Consider the following 21,515-nt stretch of genomic DNA (forward strand, 5'->3'; position numbering starts at 1 on the left):
AAACCGTTCAGGCCAATCTGGACTTCCGGTCATTGTCAATCGAGAAGGCCGTGGCCCCGTATATCCGTTCGCCGGGGTTAGGCCGGACAGTCGTGTGGGCCTCCGCCAGCCCGCATTTTGACGCGGCCATCAGCCGGCTCGGCAGCCGCGATTCCGCTCGTTCACCCCTTCCGGAGTGGTGCGTTCGCCCGATATGATGGCCTTGTTCACCCTCGGGGGGCGGATATGGCGCGGTCGACAAAAGCGGGCGGCAAGAAGAGCGCGACGAAAACGCGCAACGCGCGCTCAGCGAGCGAGTGCGCCCCAGCCGTGACCAAGCGTCCTGTTCGGTCCGCCACCCGCTTGAAGCTTTCAACGGCGTCCGACGTAGAATTGAAAGAGGCCCGTGAGCAGCAGGCGGCGACGGCCGACATCCTCAGGATCATCGCCAGTTCGCCCTCTGACGTGCAGCGGGCTTTCGATGCGATTGCGAAGACTGCAAATCGGCTGCTCGGCGGCTTCTCAACTGCTGTGTTTCGCTTCATCGACAACGCCGCTCACCTCGCGGCCTTCACTCCGATTAGTCCGCTTGCGGACGAAACACTGAGAGCTTCGTTCCCGCGCCCTATTGCCGGCTTTGCGGCGCAGGAACTGGTATACGAAGGCAAAACGGTACAAATCCCAGACACCGAGCAGACGCCCCGCGCGCGCACCTTGGCCAGGACGCTCGGCTTTCGGAGTATGGTTTTCGTGCCTTTGCTCAGCAATGGGTCTCCAATCGGCTACATCAGCGTCACGCGCGTAAAAACCGGATCGTTCTCTGAACGCCACCTGGATCTCCTGAAGACATTCGCCAGTCAGGCCGTGATCGCGATCGAGAACGCTCGGCTGTTCAACGAGACACAGGAAGCACTGGAGCAGCAGACGGCGACCTCGGAAGTTCTCGAGGTTATCAGCAGCTCTCCGGGCGATCTGCAGCCGGTCTTCAGGTCGATGCTGAACAACGCTTTGCGGATTTGTGAAGCGAAGTTCGGCCAATTGCTCCTGTTCGATGGCAGGGGATTGTTGCCCGCCGAACTGCACAATACTCCCGCTGAGTACGCTGAACTCTTCAAACGCGGACCACTTGTTGCCGGACCCGACACGGGTCTGGGAAGGCTTGTTGCAAGCAAAGCGGTCATACACATTCCCGACGTGATGTCGGGAACGCTGTATTCTGAAGGCGATCCTCTACGCATTGCGACGGTTGACATATTGCAGGCTCGAACCCTTCTTGCTGTGCCAATGCTCAAGGACGCCGAGCTTGTCGGAGCCGTCGTCATCTATCGTCAGGAAGTTCGACCGTTTAGCGATAGACAAATAAAGCTCGTAACCAATTTCGCGGCCCAGGCGGTCATCGCCATTGAAAACACACGGCTGCTGAAGGAATTGCGCCAACGTACGGACGACCTGCAGGAGTCTCTCCAGCAGCAGACCGCGACCGCCGACGTGCTGAAGGTCATTAGCCGTTCGGCCTTCGACCTGCAAACCGTTCTCGATACGCTGACGGAATCGGCTGCGCGGCTGTGCGAAGCCGAGCGCGGCATGGTCTACCTTCGGCAAGGCGACCAGCTTCACATGTCTGCCAATTTCGGCTTCCCACCCGAGTTGGAGATCTTTGCAAGGACGCATCCTTTCTCCCTCGATGGGGGCAGCACGACCGCGCGCGCGGCCGTGTCCGGGCTCCCTGTCCAAACCGTTGACATCCTTGCGGATGAAACGCAGGGCGATCTTGCGCGCTGCTATCAGCAACTAGGGGAGCACCGAACCAATCTCGGCGTCCCGCTGCGGCGCGACGGCCAGACCATAGGCGTCTTCACGTTGACACGGCAGGTCGTGCGCGCATTCACCGACAAGCAGATCGAATTGGTCCAGACCTTCGCTGACCAGGCTGTCATCGCCATCCAGAACGTCCGCCTGTTCGACGAAGTGCAGGCCAAGACCCGCGACCTCGAGGAAGCCCTGACCTATCAGACCGGCAGCTCCAACATCCTGAACGTGATCGCCTCCTCGCCCACGGACGTCACTCCAGTGCTGCAGGCCATCGTCGAGAGCGCGTGCGAGCTATGCGGAGCTTACGACGCGGCAGTGATGCTGAAGGAGGGCGAGGAGCTATGCCTTGGCGCGCATCATGGCCCAATTCCAATGGGGCGGAGGCGCTGGTCCAACGACCGGACCACGGTCTCTGGCCGCGCAATGGCCGATGGGATTCCGGTACACGTCCACGATATGCTCTCCGACGAATCTGCAGAATTTGTCATCGGGCGTGAAATGTCGCTCGCCGACGGTTGTCATACGCTCGTGGCTGCGCCTCTCTTGCGTGAGGGAGAGGCGATCGGCGCGATCTTGCTGCGCCGTACCGATGTGCATCCGTTCAGCGCCAAGCAGATCGCCTTGCTTCAGACCTTCGCCGACCAAGCGGTGATCGCCATCGGCAATGTCCGGTTGTTCGACGAGGTTCAGGCCAAGACGCGCGATCTCGAGGAAGCCCTGACCTACCAGACCGGCAGCTCCAACATACTGAACGTGATCGCCTCCTCGCCGACGAACGTCGCGCCGGTGCTGAAGGCCATCACCGACAGCGCCTGCCAGGTCTGCGAGGCCTACGATGCGGCGGTATTGCTCAAGGACGGCGACGACCTGCGTTTTTCCGCTCATCACGGACCGATCCCGATCGGGTTGGAGAAGTGGCCGATCAACCGCCGCTGGACCGCCGGACGCGCCTTCATCGACAGGAAGCCGGTTCATATCGCCGATCTCCGCGACGAGATAAACGAGGACCTTTCCGACGGCCGGCAGCTCGCGATCACGATGGGACATCGCACCATTCTCAGCGTGCCCCTGCTGCGCGACGAGGAAAGCATCGGCGCGATCGTGCTCCGGCGTACCGAGGTGCATCCCTTCACTGAGAAGCAGGTTGCGCTCCTGCAGACCTTCGCGGACCAGGCGGTGATTGCCATCGGCAATGTCCGCCTGTTCGAGGAGGTGCAAATCAGGACTCGCGAGCTGCAGGAATCGCTGCAACAGCAGACTGCGACGGCGGAGGTGCTCAAGGTCATCAGCCGTGCAACCTTCGATCTGCCGGCCGTCCTGCATGCGTTGGTCGAGACGGCTGCGCGGCTTTGCGCAGCCGACAAGGGAACCATAACTCGGCAGAAGGACGGCATCTTCTATCGTGCCGAATCGTTCGGCTTCTCGGAAGATTTCATGAACTACGTCCGTAGCATACCTGTTGTCGTCGACCGGCATTCAGTGACCGGACGCGCCCTCTTCGAGGGGATCGTCGTCCACATTCCCGACGTCGAGGCAGACAAGGATTATACTTTCCGCGAAGGGCAGCGGCTTGGAGACTTCCGTGCGCTCCTGGGCGTGCCGATGCTGCGCGAGGGTGTACCAATCGGCGTCATCACATTGACACGGACTGACCCGGAGGCGTTCACGGACAAGCAGATCGAGCTCGCCATTACCTTCGCCGACCAAGCGGCGATCGCCATCGAAAACGTCCGGCTGTTCGACGAGGTCCAGGCCCGTACTCGGGAGTTGTCGCAGTCGCTCGACGACCTCCGCAAGGCGCAGGATCGCCTAGTCCAGACCGAGAAGCTCGCTTCGCTCGGCCAGCTCACCGCCGGTATCGCGCACGAGATCAAGAACCCGCTTAATTTTGTCAACAACTTCTCCGCGCTCTCGATCGAGCTCGCTGACGAGCTCGAAGAACTGCTCGATCAAGCAGCGCTCGCCGGGAAACTCCGCGCAGAGGTCGGCGAGCTGACCGGGCTGCTGAAGGACAATCTTTCCAAGATCGTGCAGCACGGCCAGCGCGCCGACTCGATCGTGAAGAACATGCTGCTTCACTCGCGCGAGGGTTCGAGCGAACACCGGCCCACCGATCTGAACGCCTTGGTCGAGGAGAGCCTCAACCTTGCCTATCACGGCGCACGCGCAGAGAGGCCGACGTTCAACGTCACGCTGAGGCGCGACTTCGATCCGGACGCCGGCGCGGTCGAGGTGTTTCCGCAGGAGATCACACGGGTATTGCTCAACCTGATTTCCAACGGTTTTTATGCCGTCAGCAGGCGGGCTGCGGAAGCTGGCGCCGGCTTCGAGCCGGAGCTTACCGCCAGCACGCGTGGCAGCGGCTTGCGTGTCGAGATTCGCATCCGCGACAACGGCACCGGCATCCCGCCGGTGGTCAAGGAGCAGATGTTCAACCCTTTCTTCACGACCAAACCCGCCGGCGAAGGCACCGGACTCGGACTTTCCATTAGCCACGACATCGTCGTGAAACAACACGGTGGCACCATTCACGTCGACAGTGAGCCCGGCGTATTCACCGAATTCGTCGTTACGTTGCCGCGAGCGACGTCCGCGCAGAAACCAGGGAGCGCGAATTGAGCACGTACATTGTCGTCGTCGACGACGAACCCGATGTCGAAAGCATGTTCCGACAGCATTTCCGGCGGGATCTTCGATCCGGGCGTTTTGCGATGGAATTCGCGCTTTCCGCGCCGTCTGCTCTTGAGCGCGTGAAAGCAATTCCCGATCCATCACTGATCCTGATCCTCTCCGACATCAACATGCCCGGGATGACCGGTCTCGAGATGCTTCCAAAGGTCAGGGCGGAACGTCCGAACGTGCCGGTCATCATGATTACCGCCTACGGGGATGATGCGACCAGAAAGAGGGCGACCGAACTCGGGGCAGCCGGATTGCTTCCCAAGCCGATCGACTTCGACTTGCTCCGCAATGAGATCGACCACCGCCTCGAGGGATCGGTGTAGCTCGTCTATTGGCCCGAAGCTGCGCGGTTTGCGGGTGTCCGTTAGTCCACCGCAGCCAGTGGAGAAGCTGAAGCCTCTTCCAGGCGCCGGCTCATCTTGACATCAACTGATCCGGCTGAGGCCATGATGCGATGGATCAGTCCGCTCCAAATAAGGGTCCGTGCATGAACGATACGGTGATCCCCGGAGGTTTGAGGCGGCGCTCATGATGGCCGCTTTTCCAAACGCACCATCCGCGCCCAGAGCAGCGCCAGCGGCCCCACCGCGATCCCCACTGCAAGAACGATGAACACCAGCAGCCAACCACGCGCGCTTTGCGGTCCGCCCGCGGCGTCGAGTGCGACGCCGGTCCCCCACGCACCGAGTGCCGACAGGCCGAAACCGACGGTCGAGTGCAGGGCAAGCGTCGCGCCGCGATGTTCGGACACCGCGGCGGCGGACATGCCCGCGGTCAGCGCGCCCGAATCGGCCGGCACGGTCAGGCCATAGGCGAGCAGCAGCAGCGCGAGCACTCCTGCCGGAGCCGTCGCGTTGAACCCGATGACCAGCGCGACGCAGGCCGACGCAATCATGACCATCGTGATGGCGCGATGTCGTCCGATTTTCAGCGCGGCCTCGTTGCCGAGGATGCTGGCCGGCATGGAGATCACCGCGAAGCAGAAGCTCATCACGACAGGGCTGAGCCATGACGGCGCGCCCTGATGCGCGATGACGAAGGTCCAGAATCCGACCAGCCAGGTGCGGATGCCGTAGAGCTCGAAACAATGCGCGCCGTAGCCGAGGATGTAACCGAGCGCCTCGCGGTTGGCGAAGACGGGGACGAAGTCGAGCAATCGCCCCACCTTCGGCGCGGGTCGCTGCGCCTGCATCAGAAGGCACGCGACCACCATTGCGACGGGACCGAAGCCGGTCACGACGAAAGCAGTCCGCCATCCGCAACGATCGGCGATGATTTGCGCCACCAGGAACGAGAGGCCGACGCCGACCGAGAAGCTCGACGTGTACAACGTGACGGCCCGCGAGGTGTCGCCGGCAGGCAACCGATCCGTCAGCGCCTTCAATCCCGGCATGTAGGCCCCGGCAAATCCGAGGCCCGCCATGGACCAGATCGCCGTACCCGACCAGAAGCCCTGTGCAAACATGCCGAAAGCCACGGTCGCGAGCCCGCTGGCGATCGAGCCCCAAAGCAGCACGAGCCGCGCATCGATGCGGTCGGTCAACGTCGTCAGCAGAGGCACCGCAAGCATGTAGCCGAAGGCGTAGCCGCTCGCCATCAATCCGCCTTCGGCGGCGGACAGTCCCCACGCCGGCATCAGGTGCTGCGCCAGATTTGCGGACAACGTGACATGCGGCAGCAAATTGCCGACCTGGCCGATGCACATCACCGCGATGAGAGACCGACCGCGCAGACTACGAATGGCTTCCCCCCTCCTACGACCAAAAAGACGGCGCCCCAGCCGGCACCGCTTAGGCGCAACCGCAGCCGGATCCGCCGGCCTTCCTTGCCGTTTCGTCGGCGGCACAGCACGCCGTCGCGTCTTGCTTCGCCGGCCCGCCGCAACATCCTGCGTCCCCGGCCGTCTCGACGCCGCCGCGCGTGCAGACGCCGGTTTCCGGCAGCACTAGCTCGACCCTCGCTGCCGCTTTCTTGTCGCCGGCGATGTCGGCTGCGATCGAGCGGGCCTGCTCGTAGCCCGTCATCATCAGGAAGGTCGGCGCGCGGCCGTACGACTTCATGCCGGCGATATAGAAGCCCGGCTCGTCATGAGAGAGCTCACGCGCGCCGTGCGGGCGCACGGTGCCGCAGCTATGTTCGTTGGGATCGATCAGCGGCGCCAGCGCGACCGGCGCCTCGATGGCCGGATCGAGCCGCAGGCGCAGCTCGGACAGAAACGAAAAATCGGGACGGAAGCCCGTCGACACCACCAGTTCGTCCACGACAACGCTGCGCGCACCGCAGCAGGCACCGGCCGATATCTTGAGGCGGCCTTCGGAGTCCGACAGATGCGTGACGCCAAATCCGGTCTCGACCCTGATCTTTCCGGCAGCGACGAGCGCCGCAAAATGAGAACCGAGCTCGCCGCGCGCGGCGAGCTTGTCGTTGCTGCCGCCGCCAAAAGCCTTTGCGGGATCGGCACCGCGCAGCAGCCAGATGGCCTTCGTGCCGGACACCTCGTCGGCGAGTTGCACCAGATCGATCAGTGTGCCCACAGCGGAATGGCCGGCGCCGAGCACGGCGACGGTCTTGCCGGCATATCTGGAACGATCGCCGCCGCGCACGTCAGGCATGCCGTAAGCTATGCGGTCCGCGCGCTCGCGTTCACCGATCGCGGGCAGGCCGTTGCTGCCGGCCGGATTGGGAGAGAACCATGTGCCCGACGTGTCGATCACGGCATCAGCGCGCAGCACCTCCGGCCCCTTGCCGTTCTGGTAGCGGATTTCGAAAGGCGCCTGCTCCCTGCCCCTCGTCTTCGCCTTGTCGAAGCCGACGCGGCTGATGGCCGAGACGCGGCTGGAGGTGCGGATCACGTCGCGCAGCGGCGTCCGCGTCGCGAGCGGCTCGAGATATCCCTCCAGCAGTTCGCCGCCGGTCGGATAGGCCTGAGGGTCCGGCGAATTCCAGCCCGTCGGCGCGAGCAGACGCGCTGCGGCCTTGTCGACATTGTATTCCCAGGGCGAGAACAGCTGCACGTGCTGCCACTGGCGGATCGCATGTCCCGCCTCCGGCCCGGCCTCCAGCACGATGGGCGACATGCCACGCTCCAGCACATGCGCGGCCGCTGCAAGGCCGACCGGCCCGGCCCCGATGATGGCCACCTTCTTTGCGTCGCTCATCCCGCTACTCCCGTCATTCTAGAATCATCGAATAATTCGGCAAAAAAATCAGGCCGCCGACTGGGCGCCCCCGCACTCGGCTTCGTCCGCGCAACATTCAGCAGCCAGAAAATCCACCAGCTCGCGCATCGCCTCGAAGTTCGCGTGACAAACGAGGGTGGTGGATTCGCGGACCTGGCTGACCAGCCCGACCGCAACCAGAGACTTGATGTGATGAGACAGCGTCGATGCCGGAATCTTCAGCTTGTCCTGCAGGCGGCCGACCGGCATGCCGGAGTGTCCTGCCCGCACCAGGGCGCGATAGATCTGGAGCCGGGTCCGATTACCCAAAGCTTCCAGGCGGGCTGCTGCGTCGTCGATCTTCATGGCACGCATCATGCGCCCGTCCGCACCCGGCCGTCAACCATATTTCTAGAATGTTCGAAATACCGTTGCAATCCACGCGAGGTTTCGGATTGACGCCCCGCCGATAATTCCATAAGTCTGGATATATGGAAACTGAAGAAGCCGTGCTTGCGCTCGCTGCGCTGTCGCAGTCGACCCGTCTGGAGGCGTTCCGGACGCTGGTCAGGCACGAACCCGACGGTCTCGCGGCCGGCGACCTCGCCCGCCTCCTGGAGGTGCCCCAGAACACCCTCTCGGCGCATCTGTCGATCCTGAGCCGCGCGCGCCTCGTGTCGTCCGAACGGCAGAGCCGCTCGATCATCTACCGCGCCAATCTCGGCGAGTTTCGCGACGTCGCGGTTTTCCTGCTGCGCGATTGCTGCGGCGGACGGCCGGAAGTCTGCGAGCCGGTCGTCGAGAGCCTGCGAGCCTGCTGCTCTCCAAAGCCAAAGGGGAAGGCCCGTGCCTGATCAAACCTACAATGTCCTGTTTCTGTGCACCGGCAATTCGGCGCGCTCGATCCTCGCCGAGTCGATTCTTCGCAGGGACGGCGCCGGCCGCTTCCAGTCCTTCTCCGCCGGCAGCACGCCGAAGGGCGCGGTGCATCCACTGGCACTGCGCACGCTGGCAAGCATGGACTATCCCGCCGACGGGATGTGGTCGAAAAGCTGGCTGGAGTTCGCCGCTCCGGATGCGCCCGTGATGGATTTCGTCTTCACCGTTTGCGACAACGCCGCAGGTGAAGCTTGTCCGATCTGGCCGGGTCAGCCGATGACGGCGCACTGGGGCATCGAGGATCCCGCCGCCGCAGAGGGCTCGGACCTGGAAAAGCAGGCGGCCTTCGTCACGGCCTTCCGCTATCTCAAGAATCGGATCGACACCTTTGTGAACCTCCCGATGAGAAGCATCGACAAGCTCTCGCTCGGCACCAGGCTGCGCGAGATCGGCCGCTCCGATGGCGCGACGCGTCCAGAGCCGAAGGCCGGCTGATGGACAGTTTCGATCTTTCGCGGCGCCTTGCGGCCGAGGCGCTCGGCACCGGCATTCTCGTCGCCACCGTGGTCGGCTCCGGCATCATGGCGGAAACGCTGACCAAGGACGTCGCGCTTGCGCTGCTCTGCAACACCTTGCCGACCGGCGCCATCCTGGTCGTCCTGATCACGGTGCTCGGTCCGATCTCCGGCGCGCATTTCAATCCGGCGGTCACGCTGGTCTTCACCGGCAAGCGCGAGCTTCCGGTGAACGAGGCCGCCCTCTACGTGATGGCGCAGATCGCCGGCGGCATCGCAGGCACGATGGCGGCGCACCTGATGTTCGGACTGCCCCTGCTCGATGTCTCGACGAAGGTTCGAACCGGCGGACCGCAATGGTTCGCCGAAGCCGTCGCCGCCTTCGGCCTGGTCGCGACGATCCTGGCCGGGATACGCTTTCAGCGGACGGCGGTCCCCTGGCTGGTCGGGCTCTACATCACCGCGGCCTACTGGTTCACCGCCTCGACCTCGTTCGCCAACCCGGCCGTCGCCATCGCGCGGTCGCTGACAAACACGTTCTCGGGCATTCGTCCCGTCGACCTGCCCGGATTCATTCTCGCGGAACTCTGCGGAGCGTTCGCCGGCATGCTGTTGATGAACTGGCTGCTCGGACATTCCAATGCACGCGGCCCCGTCCCGATCGCGGAAACAAACCGATGAGCGTCACGATCTATCACAACCCCGACTGCGGCACCTCGCGCAATACGCTGGCGATGATCCGGCAGAGCGGCGTCGAGCCTGACGTCATCGAATACCTCAAGACGCCGCCGTCGCGCGAAACGCTCGAGCAGCTGATCGCGGCGATGGGAGTGCCCGTCCGGGCGTTGCTGCGCGAGAAAGGCACGCCCTACAAGGACCTCGGCCTCGCCGATCCCAAATGGACGGACGACGAACTGATCGACCGGATGCTCGCGCACCCGATCCTGATCAACCGCCCGATCGTGGTGACGCCAAAGGGTACGCGCTTGTGCAGGCCCTCGGAGGCGGTCGTCGATCTCCTCGACAATCCCGTCGGCCGGTTCGTGAAGGAAGACGGCGAGGTCGTCGAAGCGCGATAGGCCCCTTCGGCCTACCGCTCTTCGGTCGGATGCACCCATTTGTACGGCGTGATGCTGCGGGTCGCTTTTTTCAGGACATCGCCGATGATCGATGGCGACGCCGGATGCGATAGACGGACGCCGGAGGGACGTTCAATGCCGTTCGCCCAACGAGGCTCGCTTTCAGGCCGAGCCGATCGAGGATCGGCCGAGGCACCGGACAGCGCGGTCCATAGGTGAACTGGTAGAGCGCGCCGCCTTCCTGCATGTGACGGAATGCCCCGGAGAGAATGGCTATCACCTTTCGCGGCGACATCGACAGAAGCGGCAGGCCGCTGACGACAGCGGACGCAGGCGCCGTGAAACGTTCGTATTGAGAGAGCCGGCGTGCATCCATCCAGAGCACGCGCGCCCTCGGGAACCGCTCCTGCAACAGCCGGACGAAATCCGAACCGTATTCCACGAGCAGCAAATCGCGCTCCGGCACACCGCGTTGAATGAGCGCCTTCGTGAAGATACCGGTGCCTGGCCCCAGCTCGATCACCGGCCCCCGGCCAGGTACGACCTCCTGCGTGATCAGCCGGGCGAGCGACTGCCCCGATGGCGCGATGGCGGAGACCTGCCGGGGATTGGAGATGTACGAGCGGAAGAACTGGAAAAAGTCTGCGACTGCGGTGGCGTTCATCACAATCCTCTCTCCGTTCGCGGCAGGCGAACGGACGCGGTTTCACGGAAGGCGCCTCGCGCTTCTACGACGCGATGTTGTGCTGCCTGGCCTCGCCCTGGGCGGCGTTGGACACCGTCTCCCAGGCTTCCCATATGGCGAGACGATCGGCATAAGCGGCGCGGGCGCGCGGCAGGCCTTCCGTGCCGACGAAGAGACGTAACGGAGGCGCCTCGGAGTCCACTACCTTCAAGACGGCATCCGCTGTTGCTTCCGGATCGCCAAACGCGAACCTGGCGCCCGCCGCGAACACCTCCGCGCGGATGTTGCCGTAGGCGTTGATGACTGGCGAAATCCTGAGCGATGCCATGCTGGCGAACCCGGTGGCATAGGCGCCAGGCTCGAGCAGCGTGACCTTGATCCCGAAGCCCTTGACTTCCTGCGCCAGGCTCTCGTGCAGCGCTTCGACCGCGAATTTGGAGGCGTTGTAAAAGCCAGTGATGGGACCTGCGACGATGCCCGCGACACTCGACACACCGATGATATGCCCATAGCCTTGTCGCCGCAGCAGGGGAAGCGCGGCCTGAATGACCCGGAGGGAGCCGAAGAAGTTCGTATCGAACTCGGCGCGGACATCCGCCTCGTGCGCCTCCTCGATCGCCCCAACCAGCGCATAGCCCGCGTTGTTGAGGACGACGTCGAGCTTTCCGAAATGCGCGTGAGCCCGGGTCACGGCATTTTGCACCGCCTGGGCGTTGGTGACATCAAGCGCGACCGGCAGCACCGCATCGCCGTAACTTTCCGAGAGGTCCGCGACATCTGCGAAGATTCGGGCTGTTGCCGCGACCTTGTCGCCGCGCTTGAGCGCAGCCTCCGCCCAGATGCGCCCAAAGCCGCGGGATGCCCCCGTGATGAACCAGACTTTACCAGACATGTCGATTTCCTCGTTCGTTGAACTTCAACTCTCGAGAGTGTCGTACAGCCGAACCATCCTGATGACAGCGACAGAGCACGCCAACCAACTTGCGACACGCGCCAAAGCGAGTGTGGGGAGAGCGTCCCAGGTCTGCGTCTTAGTGAAGCTTGTCGCCGTGCAGCTCTCGCCAGCGGCTGGGCGTCACGCCTTCCCAATAACGAAAGGCGCGATAGAAGGAGCTCGCATCCTGATAGCCGAGCAGGCACGCGACCTCGTCGATGTCGGTGGTCGGATCCGACAGCAATTGCCGTCCGAGCTCCTGGCGCGCCTCGACCAGCAGCTCACGGAAGCTCGAACCTTCCTCGGTAATGCGGCGCTGAAGGGTCCGGTCGCTGGTGCCGAGGTCGCGCGCGACGTCCGACAATTCAGGGCGCCCGCTCGCAAGGCTCCTCTTAAGGACAACCTTCACCTGCTCCTTGATGGAGCTGCGGGCTTGCAGCTCGCCCAACGCCGACGCCAATGCCGGCGTCAGGATATCGAGCAGCTCCTGGTTGTGCCCGGGAAACGGACGGTCGAGGTCCGCAGATTTCAGAATGAGACTATTTCGTGCCGCGCCATAGCGGATCTGGCAATCAAAATAGTTCTGATAGACGTCGCTCCTGGGTCGAGCACGTACCAGCTCGACCCGCTTCGGTGTCACATGCTGCCCCGTACCCCGGCGCCCTAGTTCAACGAGGGACGCAAAGGTCACGTCCGTCGAGATCGCGGGCTCCGGATCGGTCGCGTACGGCCATTCGACCGTGATCGTGCACTCGCCCTTGCCTTCCTTCAGCCGCGGCTGCTCGGGCGAGCAAAGCCGCTTGAACCGCGCGATGCGATGCAGTCCGTCACGATAGTCTCTCGCATAGAATGCAGCGAGGCTCGATGGCGGATGAACGGCCGTGTCGGCGCTCTGGACCAGCTTGAGGCCGAGCCCGGGCTCCGGCTTCAGCTCCTCAAGGGCCCGCCAAAGCGCAAAGAACTGGTCCGTGGTGACCAGCCCTTGTTCGTTCAGATGCAAGGTCGCCGGCAATTTGGCTTGCCGCAACAGTGCGGCCGGCGGAACGCCGATATGATCGACGGCCTGCCAAAAGGCGCGGGGAACCTTGCATCTGTCTGCGGCTGCTCCACTCATCGTCGATCCCTAGCGCATCTGGCTCATGATGACGCGGTCGAACACACGGTCGCCGAGCCAGGCGCGAATCTTGATCATGGGCAAGGCATACTTGCCCGCAACGTAACGTGTACGCGGCTTGGCCGCTTTCACGGCCCTGGATACGACACCGGCGATGACATCCGGCTTCGTGCCGCGTCCGTGATCGTAGGCATCCCGCGTCGATTTCGCGACCGCTTGCGTGAGCTTGGCATAAGGCCCCGTACCGGAGCGATCGAGCAGCCCCCCGGCAACCACGTCACCGAACCCCGTCTCGATCAGGCCGGGCTCGATGATGACGACCTTGATGCCGAACGGGGCGAGTTCGAGCCTCAGGCAATCGGACCAACCTTCCAACGCATGCTTGGTCGCGTGATACCAGGCGCCCAGCAGGGTGTAGATCTTGCCGCCCATCGAGGTGACGTTGACGATGGTTCCCGAGCGCCTCTCTCTCATCTTCGGCAGCAGAAGCTGCGTCAATCGGGCGGCGCCGAACAGATTCACTTCGAACTGATATCGCGCCTCGTCGAGGCCGACGTCCTCAACGGGACCGTAGAGCCCGAACCCCGCGTTGTTCACCAGCACATCCACGCCATCGGCTTCGTCGAGGATGGTTTGAACGGCTGCCGTGATGTCGGCGTCCCTGGAGATGTCCATGCGCAACGTCCTCGCACCGAGCCGTGCGAGATCGTCCATCTTCTCGACGCTGCGCGCGGCGGCGTTGACCTGGAAGCCGTCCTTGATCAGACGCCTGGCGATTTCCTTCCCCATGCCGGATGAGGCTCCGGTCACAAGCGCCGTTCGTTTCGATGTCGTGGACATGATGACCTCTCTTCATTCTGATTTTTGTTCTGCTGCCTCCACGAACCGAAGTGACTAGCCGAGTGCGCCAATAGACTTGCACATCACGCCATTGCTGGCGATAGCGTCAAACGCCTGGACTTCCTCGTTTTTCAAAAGGAAAAGCGCGACACCAGGGGGTCGCGCTTTCGAAAGAACGGTTTGAGATGCCAGAAACGACTTACCCGCGAGCGCGGTGGAAAGAGCGGGTCTGCCCCATCGCCGGGAGCCCGAGATATCCTCTGAGGTGCATCTTGCCGTCCTTGACGGTGGCCTTGCAGTTGTAGGTGCGGCCGGATGAGGCGTCATAGATCGAGCCGCCGCTCCACTCGCCGTCCTCCCAGCGCAATCCGGTGATGAAGATGATGTTCTTCAGCGACCGCGCGCGCAAACCCGGATCGGGATTCCTGGCGTCCTTCTTGAAGGTGACGTTGTCGGCTTCCACGATCTCGTTGCCGTAGAGCATGCGCGCCTGGAACTCCGTTCCAGCCCTGAACATGTCGAGCTTCACCGTGCCGTCGTCTGCTTCCCATGTTCCGACAATTGCCTCGGGACCTGCCGACTCGCCATGGGCCATCGGAATGAGCCCGACGTTCAAGGCTGCCATGAGCAGGAAGATGGAGGATCGACGCGTGAACGTAGAGCTTTGCATAATGTGTTTCCAGATTTGCGGGGACACAGGAGTGATCGAGCCTTGGCTCGTGGTCTCGCAGGCATCTGTAGATTTCGCTGTCGGCCGCGGCAGCGGCAGAAAGCGCCAGCCGAATTGCGCGGCGCGCCAATTGGGGCCGGCGTCAAGCTCGGCGGAGCGCTGCCATCATGGCTCTACCGCTCCTCGGTCGGATGCACCCATTTGTATGGCGTGATGCTGCGGGTTTCGGTCAGCTTGATCATGTGGACCGGCGGTGCGGAGCGTCCCTTCCGGCATGACCGGCACTTCAGCGACGCTTCGAGCTTCCAGATCGGCGTATCGCGCGGACGGCGGATCGCATCGAGCGGCAGGCTCGCGCGCGACTTGCACCTGTTGCACTCGACCTCGAGCCAGCCCAGGCCGCCGTTGAGACATTGCGCGATCGTCGGCGACGGCTGCGAGGGACCGCCGTAGCCTTCCATCCGCACCGACCAGGCTTCCGCCTCGGCGCGATCGGCCTTGCGCACGGCTTTCTTCGCTTCCTCGCGCGCATGCTTGGCGGAAATCTCCGCACCCATGATGCGGCCGCTCCAGATGACCTCGCGTGATTTGGTGCTCATGCCGCGATCAAAGCAACGTGACAACGCGCTGGCAAATTATCGATCGCTGGTAGGTCGGATCCGCAAGTCGCTACTGCGTGTCGTGGGTGTGGACAACCGATCGCTCGGGCCGCATGTCGACGCGACAACAGGGCCAAAAAGAAAGAGGCCGCCAACCGAGGCAGCCTCTCCTTTCGCGATCGAGTTTAAGGCGATGGGATCAGAAGGGCGGCTGGCCGGGGCCCGATCCCGGACCGAACGGGCCGCGCTGGTTGCCCGGGCCCTGCAAGCCGCCAAAGATCAGGCCGCCAACCCACTCGACGGCACTCTTGATGGCGCCGCCGATGGCGCGGAAGGCGTCGCCGAGCCAGTTGCCGCCGACGATCGTTTCGAGCTCCGCATCGGTCAGTTCGATGATTTCCGATTTTCCATGGTCGAGGTTCAGCATTGTGGTCACTCCTGTTCAGATTGCGTTGCAAAAATGTTGAGACGTATGGCTCTCAGCCGTGAAAGATGCCGCCGGGCAGCCAGGGGTTCGGGCCGGCGGGCTGATGGGTGGTGATCCGTCCATTGACGATCCACGGACCGATGCAGCCGCCATCATTGATGAAGCCACCGCACACGGTCTCCAGTTCACGGTCGTCCAGCTCTCTGTGGTTCCGATTGCTGCTGCGCTCAGTCATTTGTCTCTCCCGTTGTCCAAGGAGGGTGCCATCCCCTCGCATCTGGTGGTCGCAGGAGTAGCGCAGGCGGTTCTGTTAGACTGTGATACGGGTCACGCAGGCAAAAGAGCCGCTTTCAAGCGCAAATGATCAAGCCGGAAATGACGAAGTGGCCGATTGCGCGCCTGCTTTCTCAGCTTCCGACACGGCCGACCAATCGCGGACGGCCGACAGCGTGCGCCTTCTCATCCGCCATGGTGCGCAGCCAGGCGCGAAAGCCGACGATCTCGGGGCAATCCGCGGTGCCCTCGGGCGCGATCAGCCAATCGCCGCGACCTGTTCCTTCGCTGATCCTGTTGCAGCGATAGCCGGGATGGTGGCCGAGGCTGCGGGCGATCAAGAGGTCGACCTTGCCCTCGACCAGTTCGTGCAGGCCGGCGGGCTGGAGCACGCGCAAGCCGATCTCCGCATGCACGTCGCGAAACGCTGCCAGATCGAGCCGGCGCAGATCGAAGCCGGCATGGACCCCCAATTGCAGCAGCACCGCACCTGACGGCTTCAATTGCGAGGTCGCCTCCGCGATGTGGCGAAAGCCCTCGGAGACGCCGGGCAGATAGGCCTGGCCTGCCGCGGTCAGGATGAGCTGCTTGTGCAGCCGTTCGAACAGTTGCACGCCGAGGCGCGCCTCCAGTGCCTTCACCTGCTGCCCGACAGCGGCGGGCGTCACATGCAACTCGTGCGCGGCCAGCTTGAAACTGAGATGGCGCGCGGCGGCCTCGAAGGCGCGGAGCGCGTTGAGCGGTGGAAGGACGTAGGTCATCGCGGCGGAGTTTGACACTGATGGACCGCCGTCTTGCAATAGATTTTCTTGCGCTGAACCGCAGGAATGATGCTTTGCGCCGCCGTGATGTCGCCGGATACGGTCGGCCCGCAATCAGGAGAAACCCCCATGGCCCCAGCCCACATCGTCAGCCACAATCCCGCAACGGTCCACCCGCCCGCCGGCGGCTACTGCATGGGACTTGAACTGAAGCAGCATCGCCGCCTGCTGTTCATCAGCGGTCAGGTGCCCGAGAGACCCGACGGCACCGTGCCCGAAGGATTCGAGGCGCAATGCGAGCAAGCCTGGCGCAACGTCAAGGAGGTGCTCGCCTCCGCCGGTCTTGGCGTCGAGCATCTGGTCAAGGTCAACACGTTCCTGACCGACCGGGCTCAACTCGTGACCAACCGCACCATTCGCCGCGCGGCGCTCGGGGACCATCAGCCCGCGCTGACGGTCATCGTCGCCGAGACCGTCAACGGCAAATGGCTGCTCGAGATCGAGGCGATTGCCGCGGAATGACGTGCCTGATGTCCAACAAGCCAGAGATGCGAGGCTGCCATGGCTGAGATCCATCCCTTCTACCAGCAGCATCGCGGCGCGATGGAAGCCGCGATGCGCCATCGGCTCGACCTGGCCAAGGCGATGCTGCGCGAGCGCGCTGACATCACCGACATCGACGGCATCAGGCGCGAGGTGATGGACGAATTCGCCATCGTGCTCACCCAGACGCCCTATGTCGGCGGCACCGCAAGCCGCATGACCGATTTCTTCATGCGCCTGATCGGCTTCATGGCGATCAGCCGCGTGCTGCGGCGGCATGGCGTGCCGCTGCCCGTGATCGGCGAGATCGAGCGGGAAACCTACAAGGCGCAATTGCTCGACGTGCCCGAAGCGGAACGTCTCGCCGCGGGCGATCAATTCATGTCGGCGGAGAACCAGGCGCTGCTGCGCGAGCAGGCGGCAAAGAGCACGACAGAAAGCCATCAGGCGGAGTTTCCGGAGGACTTCGTCTACGATTTCGTCGCGCCGGGCCCGGATGACAGTTTCGAATTCGGTATCAACTACCGGGCCTGCGGCTTCTGCAAATTCGCTGGCCGCCATGGCGACAAGGAGATTCTGCCCAACATTTGCGGGCTCGATTTCGACGCCTATGCAACGCGCGGCATCCGCCTGGAACGGACGCAGACGCTGGCGGGCGGCGCCAGCCACTGCAATTTCCGCTTCTCGCGGTTGCAACGCGACGGTTGATTTCACCCTCCATGGCGTCAACGTCGCGTGCCTCGACGGAACGAGCCCGTTCGATTTCGCCGACGCGCGTCATAGACGGCGTCAACCACACCAGCGACACCGACAAGCCGCCGGGCCGGCACGCTGCGCTTCGTCCCCGAGGACTAAAGCCTCGCCTGCGCCAGCCGTTCGCGCAGGCGCGGGACGACGAAATCGACGAAAGCGCGGAGCTTGAGCGGCAAGCGGCTTTGCGTGTCGTAGACGAGATGCACGGGGCGAAGCTGCGGCTCGAAGGCCTCGAGCACGACGGCGAGACGCCCTGCCCGCACGTGCTCGGCGATCTGATACGACACCGCGCGCACGAGGCCAGCGCCCGCGAGCGCGGCATCGATGGCCGCGTCGATGGTGTTAACGCCGAGCCGCGAGCGGAACGAGACGGTCTTCTCGGTGCCGTCATGCTCGAAGGTCCAGGTGCTCAGCGCCGACACGCTCTGGAACGAGACCAGACGATGTTTTTCCAGATCGTCGAGCGTTTCAGGAATTCCGTTGGCGGCGAGATAGTCCGGGCTCGCACAGATGACATGCCGGACCTCGCCGACGCGCGTTGCGATCAGACTGCTGTCCGGCAAGAGACCAAGACGCAGGGCGACATCGACCTGGTCTTCGAGGAAATGCGCAACGCGGTCGGTGAGGACCAGCCCGACCGACACCTCGGAAAACGCCTCAAGGAAGCGCGTCACCACCGGCAGCACATGCATGCGGCCGAACATGATCGGCGCGGTGACGACGAGGTCGCCCTTCGGCTCGCTGTATTCGCCTGCGGCCGCGCGCTCGGCCTCGGACAGCTGTTCGAGGATCGATTTCGCTGAGGTGACGTAGGACCGCCCGGCCGGGGTCAGCTCCAGGCCCTTGGCGGAGCGGATCAGCAGTGTCGCCTTCAGATGCGCTTCCAGCTCGGCAACCTTGCGGCTGACGGTCGCCAGCGGCAGCCGCAATTCGCGGCTGGCCTTGGACAGACTGCCGTTCTCGACGGCCGCGAGCAGCACCGACATGGCATCCAGGCGGTCCATAGGGCCTTCCACTAAACGAGAGGGTTCCTCCCGATCCTAGCGGCTGCCGGGCATTCCCGGAAAGCCCCAAAAGAGCGGCACCGCTCGCCGCCGGCGGCCGGACAGCCAAAAAAAGGGAAACCCATGCCCCACCCGACGCTCCATCGCACCGCCACCGTGAACGGCCGCAAGGTGTTTTACCGCGAGGCCGGAGACCCGGCGTCCCCGACCATCCTGCTCCTGCACGGCCTGCCGACCTCCAGCCAGATGTTCCGCGATCTGATGCCGGCACTGGCCGACCGCTTCCATCTGATCGCGCCCGACTACATCGGCTTCGGGCATTCCGACGCGCCGCCGCGCAATGAGTTCACCTACACCTTCGACAATCTCGCCGCGCATATCGCCGGCCTCGTCGAGGCGCTGGGGCTTTCCTCCTACATTCTCTACATGCAGGACTATGGTGGTCCCATCGGCTTCCGCCTGTTCACCCAGCGGCCTTCGCAGGTGAAGGGCTTCATCATCCAGAACGCCAACGCCTACATGGAAGGCGTCGGCGATGCGCCCCGGAAGGTGCTGCTGCCGCTGTGGGAGAACCGCAACGCCGAGACGGAGAAGCCCGCGCGGGAGTTCGTCAGCATCGAGGGCACCAGGTTTCATTGGCTCGTCGGCGCGAAGAACCCCGAGGCCATCAATCCCGACAACTGGATCCTCGACCAGGCACTGCTCGATCGGCCCGGCACGCAGGATTACCAGGTCGACCTGCTCGAGAATTACAAGAGCAACGTTGCGCTCTATCCGGAGTGGCAGGCCGCCTTCCGCCAGCACCAGCCGAAGACGCTCATTGTCTGGGGCAAGCACGACCCGTTCTTCATCCCGCCCGGCGCCCGCGCCTACCTCAACGACCTGCCGGATACAAAGCTGGTCTGGCTCGATAGCGGACATTTCGTGCTCGACGAAAACGTCGCGCAGGTCGCCTGCGAGATCAAGGCGCGGTTCGCGCCACAGCATCCAGCGGCAAACGCTGCCGCCTGAACAATCCAGACATCAAGGACAACGACAATGGACCGCCGTCTCCTCGTTCTCTCGATCGGCATGTTCGCGCTCGGCACCGATAGTTTTGTCGTGGCCGGCGTGCTGCCCGAAATCGCTCGGCATTTCGACGTCAGCATTGGCGCTGCCGGGCAGATGACCACGATCTACTCGGTCACGTTCGCGCTGCTGTCGCCGACCATCGCCGCGCTCGCGGCGGGCGTCTCGCGCAAGACCATGCTGATCGCGGGCGCCGCCGTCTTCGTGCTGGCGAACCTTGCAACCGCGGTCTCGCCGACCTTCGCCATAGCGCTAATGACTCGCGCGCTCGCCGGCGTTGGTGCCGCGATGTTCTCACCGACCGCGACGGGATCCGCCGCCATGCTGGTGCCGCCGGAGCGACGCGGCTACGCACTCTCCATCGTCGTCGCCGGCCTGACCCTGTCGACCGCGTTGGGCTCGCCTGCCGGCGCCGTCATCGGCGGCCTCGGCGACTGGCGCTACACGATGCTGTTCGTGGCCGCGCTTGGCACGGCGGCCGGTCTCGGTGTCTGGACTTTCCTCGCTGAAGTGCCGCTGCCGCCGGCGGTCTCGCTGTCGAAGCGCCTCGCACCACTGGCCGACTCCCGGATTCTGCTGACGCTGGCGACGACGCTCGTCAATCTCAGCGGCATCTTCACGGTCTACACCTACTTCGCCGTGGCCTTCGACCGCGCCATCGGCAACGACGCGCTGGTGCTGGGAACCCTGCTCGTGCTCTGGGGCGCCGGCGGCACGGTCGCAAACCTCGCCTTCGGTCGGCTCATCGATCGTATCGGTTCGCGCATGGTGATCCTGTCGACGCTGGTCGTGCTCGCCATCGTCAGCGCCTCGATGCCTTGGACCAGCGCCAGCCTGTGGACCGCCATTCCGGTCGTCGCGATCTGGGGCGCCGCCGGCTGGGGCCTGCTGGTGCCGCAGCAATATCGCCTCGTCGCGCTCGCTCCGTCGATTGCGCCCGTCCTGCTCGGGCTCAACACCGCCGGTTCGTTCTTCGGCATGTCGGCGGCGGGCCTGATCGGTGCGGTGGCGATCCCGCTGGTCGGCGCGCACCATCTCGGCTTTGTCGGCGCAGGGCTTGCGGTTCTCGCTTTCATCCTCGCAGAACTCGCGACACTCCGCATCTCCGCTGCCGATAATTCCCGTACCGCGACGTGCAGTGTGCCGGCGTAGCGCGTAAAGAATCCATCGGGGCCGGTGCCACAGGCATCGGCCTCCGCGACGTGACCGCTCAATGTCAGGGAAGACGGAGATGTATTACGACGTCGTTTCACAGTGCAGGCAAAACCTCGCCAATCTGCTGACCTGCCTAGACAAAGCCGAGCAGCATGCGGCCGCAAAGAAGTTCGATGTCGCGGTACTCATGCACAGCCGCCTCGCACCGGACATGCAGGACTTCACCTATCAGGTCCAAAGCGCCTGCAACTACGTCAAGGCCGCGGCCGCCTGGTTGTCGGGTCAGACGCCGCCACGACATGAAGACAACGAACGCACCATCGACGAACTGCGCGCCCGCATCAAAAAGACGATCGCCTTCGTGGAGAGCGTCCCCGAGAGGGAATATGCCAATGCGAGCGAGCAGAAGGTGAGGCTCTCCTGGGCACCAGGAAGGTTTCTCGGCGGCCGGGATTATTTCCTGCAGATGACGATCCCTAACACCTACTTCCACATCGCCATGGCCTACGCCATCCTGCGTCACAACGGCGTCGACATCGGCAAGCAGGATTATCTGAGACCGATCAATTTCGTCGAAGGGTGAGA

24 protein-coding genes are annotated in these 21,515 nt (G+C 63.7%); 11 read left to right on the forward strand and 13 right to left on the reverse strand.

Annotated elements, in window-relative coordinates:
• The first annotated feature begins 225 nt into the window (after nucleotides 1–225).
• On the forward strand, nucleotides 226–4,410 hold the full coding sequence (locus tag QY049_RS08185) for a GAF domain-containing protein (RefSeq protein ID WP_258762402.1): 4,185 nt from the start codon (nucleotides 226–228) through the stop codon (nucleotides 4,408–4,410).
• Complete coding sequence (locus QY049_RS08190; RefSeq protein ID WP_194476780.1) at nucleotides 4,407–4,796, forward strand: response regulator; 390 nt, start codon at nucleotides 4,407–4,409, stop codon at nucleotides 4,794–4,796. Before QY049_RS08185 ends, QY049_RS08190 begins: the two co-directional genes overlap by 4 nt.
• 203 nt (nucleotides 4,797–4,999) lie before the next feature.
• Here QY049_RS08190 and QY049_RS08195 read toward each other — a convergent pair whose 3' ends face one another.
• The 3 genes from QY049_RS08195 to QY049_RS08205 form a co-directional block, all read right to left on the reverse strand.
• Nucleotides 5,000–6,178 (reverse strand): MFS transporter, encoded by a 1,179-nt coding sequence (locus QY049_RS08195; RefSeq protein ID WP_301269242.1) that lies wholly within the window; start codon nucleotides 6,176–6,178, stop codon nucleotides 5,000–5,002.
• Between the two features lie 85 nt (nucleotides 6,179–6,263).
• A complete protein-coding gene (locus QY049_RS08200; RefSeq protein WP_258762404.1) occupies nucleotides 6,264–7,631 on the reverse strand; it encodes an NAD(P)-binding domain-containing protein in 1,368 nt (455 codons plus the stop codon).
• Nucleotides 7,632–7,679: 48 nt separating this feature from the next.
• A complete protein-coding gene (locus tag QY049_RS08205; RefSeq protein ID WP_258762405.1) occupies nucleotides 7,680–7,997 on the reverse strand; it encodes a helix-turn-helix transcriptional regulator in 318 nt (105 codons plus the stop codon).
• Between the two features lie 125 nt (nucleotides 7,998–8,122).
• Between QY049_RS08205 and QY049_RS08210 the strand changes: the two genes are divergently transcribed.
• The 4 genes from QY049_RS08210 to arsC are packed head-to-tail and all read left to right on the forward strand — an operon-like array spanning nucleotide 8,123 to nucleotide 10,104.
• On the forward strand, nucleotides 8,123–8,485 hold the full coding sequence (locus QY049_RS08210) for a helix-turn-helix transcriptional regulator (RefSeq protein WP_258762406.1): 363 nt from the start codon (nucleotides 8,123–8,125) through the stop codon (nucleotides 8,483–8,485).
• Complete coding sequence (locus tag QY049_RS08215; protein ID WP_258762408.1) at nucleotides 8,478–9,005, forward strand: arsenate reductase ArsC; 528 nt, start codon at nucleotides 8,478–8,480, stop codon at nucleotides 9,003–9,005. Before QY049_RS08210 ends, QY049_RS08215 begins: the two co-directional genes overlap by 8 nt.
• The gene (locus QY049_RS08220; RefSeq protein ID WP_258762409.1) at nucleotides 9,005–9,706 is read left to right on the forward strand and encodes an MIP/aquaporin family protein; all 702 of its coding nucleotides are present in this window, start codon (nucleotides 9,005–9,007) and stop codon (nucleotides 9,704–9,706) included. Before QY049_RS08215 ends, QY049_RS08220 begins: the two co-directional genes overlap by 1 nt.
• Complete coding sequence (gene arsC, locus QY049_RS08225; protein ID WP_194476787.1) at nucleotides 9,703–10,104, forward strand: arsenate reductase (glutaredoxin); 402 nt, start codon at nucleotides 9,703–9,705, stop codon at nucleotides 10,102–10,104. The genes QY049_RS08220 and arsC overlap by 4 nt, the downstream gene beginning before the upstream one ends.
• A gap of 70 nt (nucleotides 10,105–10,174) precedes the next feature.
• Here the strand turns inward: arsC and QY049_RS08230 are convergent, their stop codons facing one another.
• The 9 genes from QY049_RS08230 to QY049_RS08270 form a co-directional block, all read right to left on the reverse strand.
• Nucleotides 10,175–10,768, reverse strand: a complete 594-nt coding sequence (locus QY049_RS08230) for a class I SAM-dependent methyltransferase (protein ID WP_258762410.1) — start codon at nucleotides 10,766–10,768, stop codon at nucleotides 10,175–10,177.
• 64 nt (nucleotides 10,769–10,832) lie between these two features.
• The gene (locus QY049_RS08235; RefSeq protein WP_258762411.1) at nucleotides 10,833–11,681 is read right to left on the reverse strand and encodes an SDR family NAD(P)-dependent oxidoreductase; all 849 of its coding nucleotides are present in this window, start codon (nucleotides 11,679–11,681) and stop codon (nucleotides 10,833–10,835) included.
• Nucleotides 11,682–11,820: 139 nt separating this feature from the next.
• Nucleotides 11,821–12,837 carry an AraC family transcriptional regulator gene (locus QY049_RS08240; protein ID WP_258762412.1) on the reverse strand — a complete coding sequence of 339 codons (1,017 nt, stop codon included), beginning with the start codon at nucleotides 12,835–12,837 and terminating at the stop codon, nucleotides 11,821–11,823.
• A 9-nt stretch (nucleotides 12,838–12,846) separates the two neighbouring features.
• The gene (locus tag QY049_RS08245; protein ID WP_258762413.1) at nucleotides 12,847–13,677 is read right to left on the reverse strand and encodes an oxidoreductase; all 831 of its coding nucleotides are present in this window, start codon (nucleotides 13,675–13,677) and stop codon (nucleotides 12,847–12,849) included.
• A gap of 199 nt (nucleotides 13,678–13,876) precedes the next feature.
• Nucleotides 13,877–14,347: a DUF2147 domain-containing protein gene (locus tag QY049_RS08250; RefSeq protein WP_258762414.1), complete on the reverse strand. Its 471-nt coding sequence runs from the start codon at nucleotides 14,345–14,347 to the stop codon at nucleotides 13,877–13,879.
• Nucleotides 14,348–14,520: 173 nt separating this feature from the next.
• Nucleotides 14,521–14,946, reverse strand: a complete 426-nt coding sequence (locus QY049_RS08255) for a hypothetical protein (RefSeq protein ID WP_258762415.1) — start codon at nucleotides 14,944–14,946, stop codon at nucleotides 14,521–14,523.
• Nucleotides 14,947–15,145: 199 nt separating this feature from the next.
• Entirely contained in the window at nucleotides 15,146–15,373 is a 228-nt protein-coding gene (locus QY049_RS08260) for a hypothetical protein (RefSeq protein ID WP_194476794.1), read from the reverse strand.
• A gap of 52 nt (nucleotides 15,374–15,425) precedes the next feature.
• Nucleotides 15,426–15,608: a hypothetical protein gene (locus QY049_RS08265; RefSeq protein ID WP_258762416.1), complete on the reverse strand. Its 183-nt coding sequence runs from the start codon at nucleotides 15,606–15,608 to the stop codon at nucleotides 15,426–15,428.
• A 172-nt stretch (nucleotides 15,609–15,780) separates the two neighbouring features.
• On the reverse strand, nucleotides 15,781–16,407 hold the full coding sequence (locus QY049_RS08270; protein ID WP_258767006.1) for a LysR family transcriptional regulator: 627 nt from the start codon (nucleotides 16,405–16,407) through the stop codon (nucleotides 15,781–15,783).
• A 129-nt stretch (nucleotides 16,408–16,536) separates the two neighbouring features.
• Here QY049_RS08270 and QY049_RS08275 point away from each other — a divergent pair, with 129 nt between their 5' ends.
• Together QY049_RS08275 and QY049_RS08280 are read left to right on the forward strand one after the other, a co-directional pair.
• Entirely contained in the window at nucleotides 16,537–16,929 is a 393-nt protein-coding gene (locus QY049_RS08275; protein WP_194476795.1) for a RidA family protein, read from the forward strand.
• Nucleotides 16,930–16,968: 39 nt separating this feature from the next.
• Nucleotides 16,969–17,658, forward strand: a complete 690-nt coding sequence (locus QY049_RS08280) for an L-2-amino-thiazoline-4-carboxylic acid hydrolase (RefSeq protein ID WP_258762417.1) — start codon at nucleotides 16,969–16,971, stop codon at nucleotides 17,656–17,658.
• Between the two features lie 143 nt (nucleotides 17,659–17,801).
• Here QY049_RS08280 and QY049_RS08285 read toward each other — a convergent pair whose 3' ends face one another.
• Complete coding sequence (locus QY049_RS08285) at nucleotides 17,802–18,707, reverse strand: LysR family transcriptional regulator (RefSeq protein WP_194476797.1); 906 nt, start codon at nucleotides 18,705–18,707, stop codon at nucleotides 17,802–17,804.
• Nucleotides 18,708–18,830: 123 nt separating this feature from the next.
• Between QY049_RS08285 and QY049_RS08290 the strand changes: the two genes are divergently transcribed.
• The 3 genes from QY049_RS08290 (at nucleotide 18,831) to QY049_RS08300 (ending at nucleotide 21,513) form a co-directional block, all read left to right on the forward strand.
• Nucleotides 18,831–19,718 (forward strand): alpha/beta fold hydrolase, encoded by an 888-nt coding sequence (locus QY049_RS08290; RefSeq protein WP_258762418.1) that lies wholly within the window; start codon nucleotides 18,831–18,833, stop codon nucleotides 19,716–19,718.
• A gap of 27 nt (nucleotides 19,719–19,745) precedes the next feature.
• Entirely contained in the window at nucleotides 19,746–20,927 is a 1,182-nt protein-coding gene (locus tag QY049_RS08295) for an MFS transporter (protein WP_258762419.1), read from the forward strand.
• Between the two features lie 79 nt (nucleotides 20,928–21,006).
• Nucleotides 21,007–21,513 (forward strand): DUF1993 family protein, encoded by a 507-nt coding sequence (locus tag QY049_RS08300; RefSeq protein ID WP_258762420.1) that lies wholly within the window; start codon nucleotides 21,007–21,009, stop codon nucleotides 21,511–21,513.
• The last annotated feature ends 2 nt before the right edge of the window (nucleotides 21,514–21,515 follow it).

Origin of the sequence: Bradyrhizobium sp. WYCCWR 13022 (genome assembly GCF_030435535.1) — a bacterium.
Classification (GTDB): domain Bacteria; phylum Pseudomonadota; class Alphaproteobacteria; order Rhizobiales; family Xanthobacteraceae; genus Bradyrhizobium.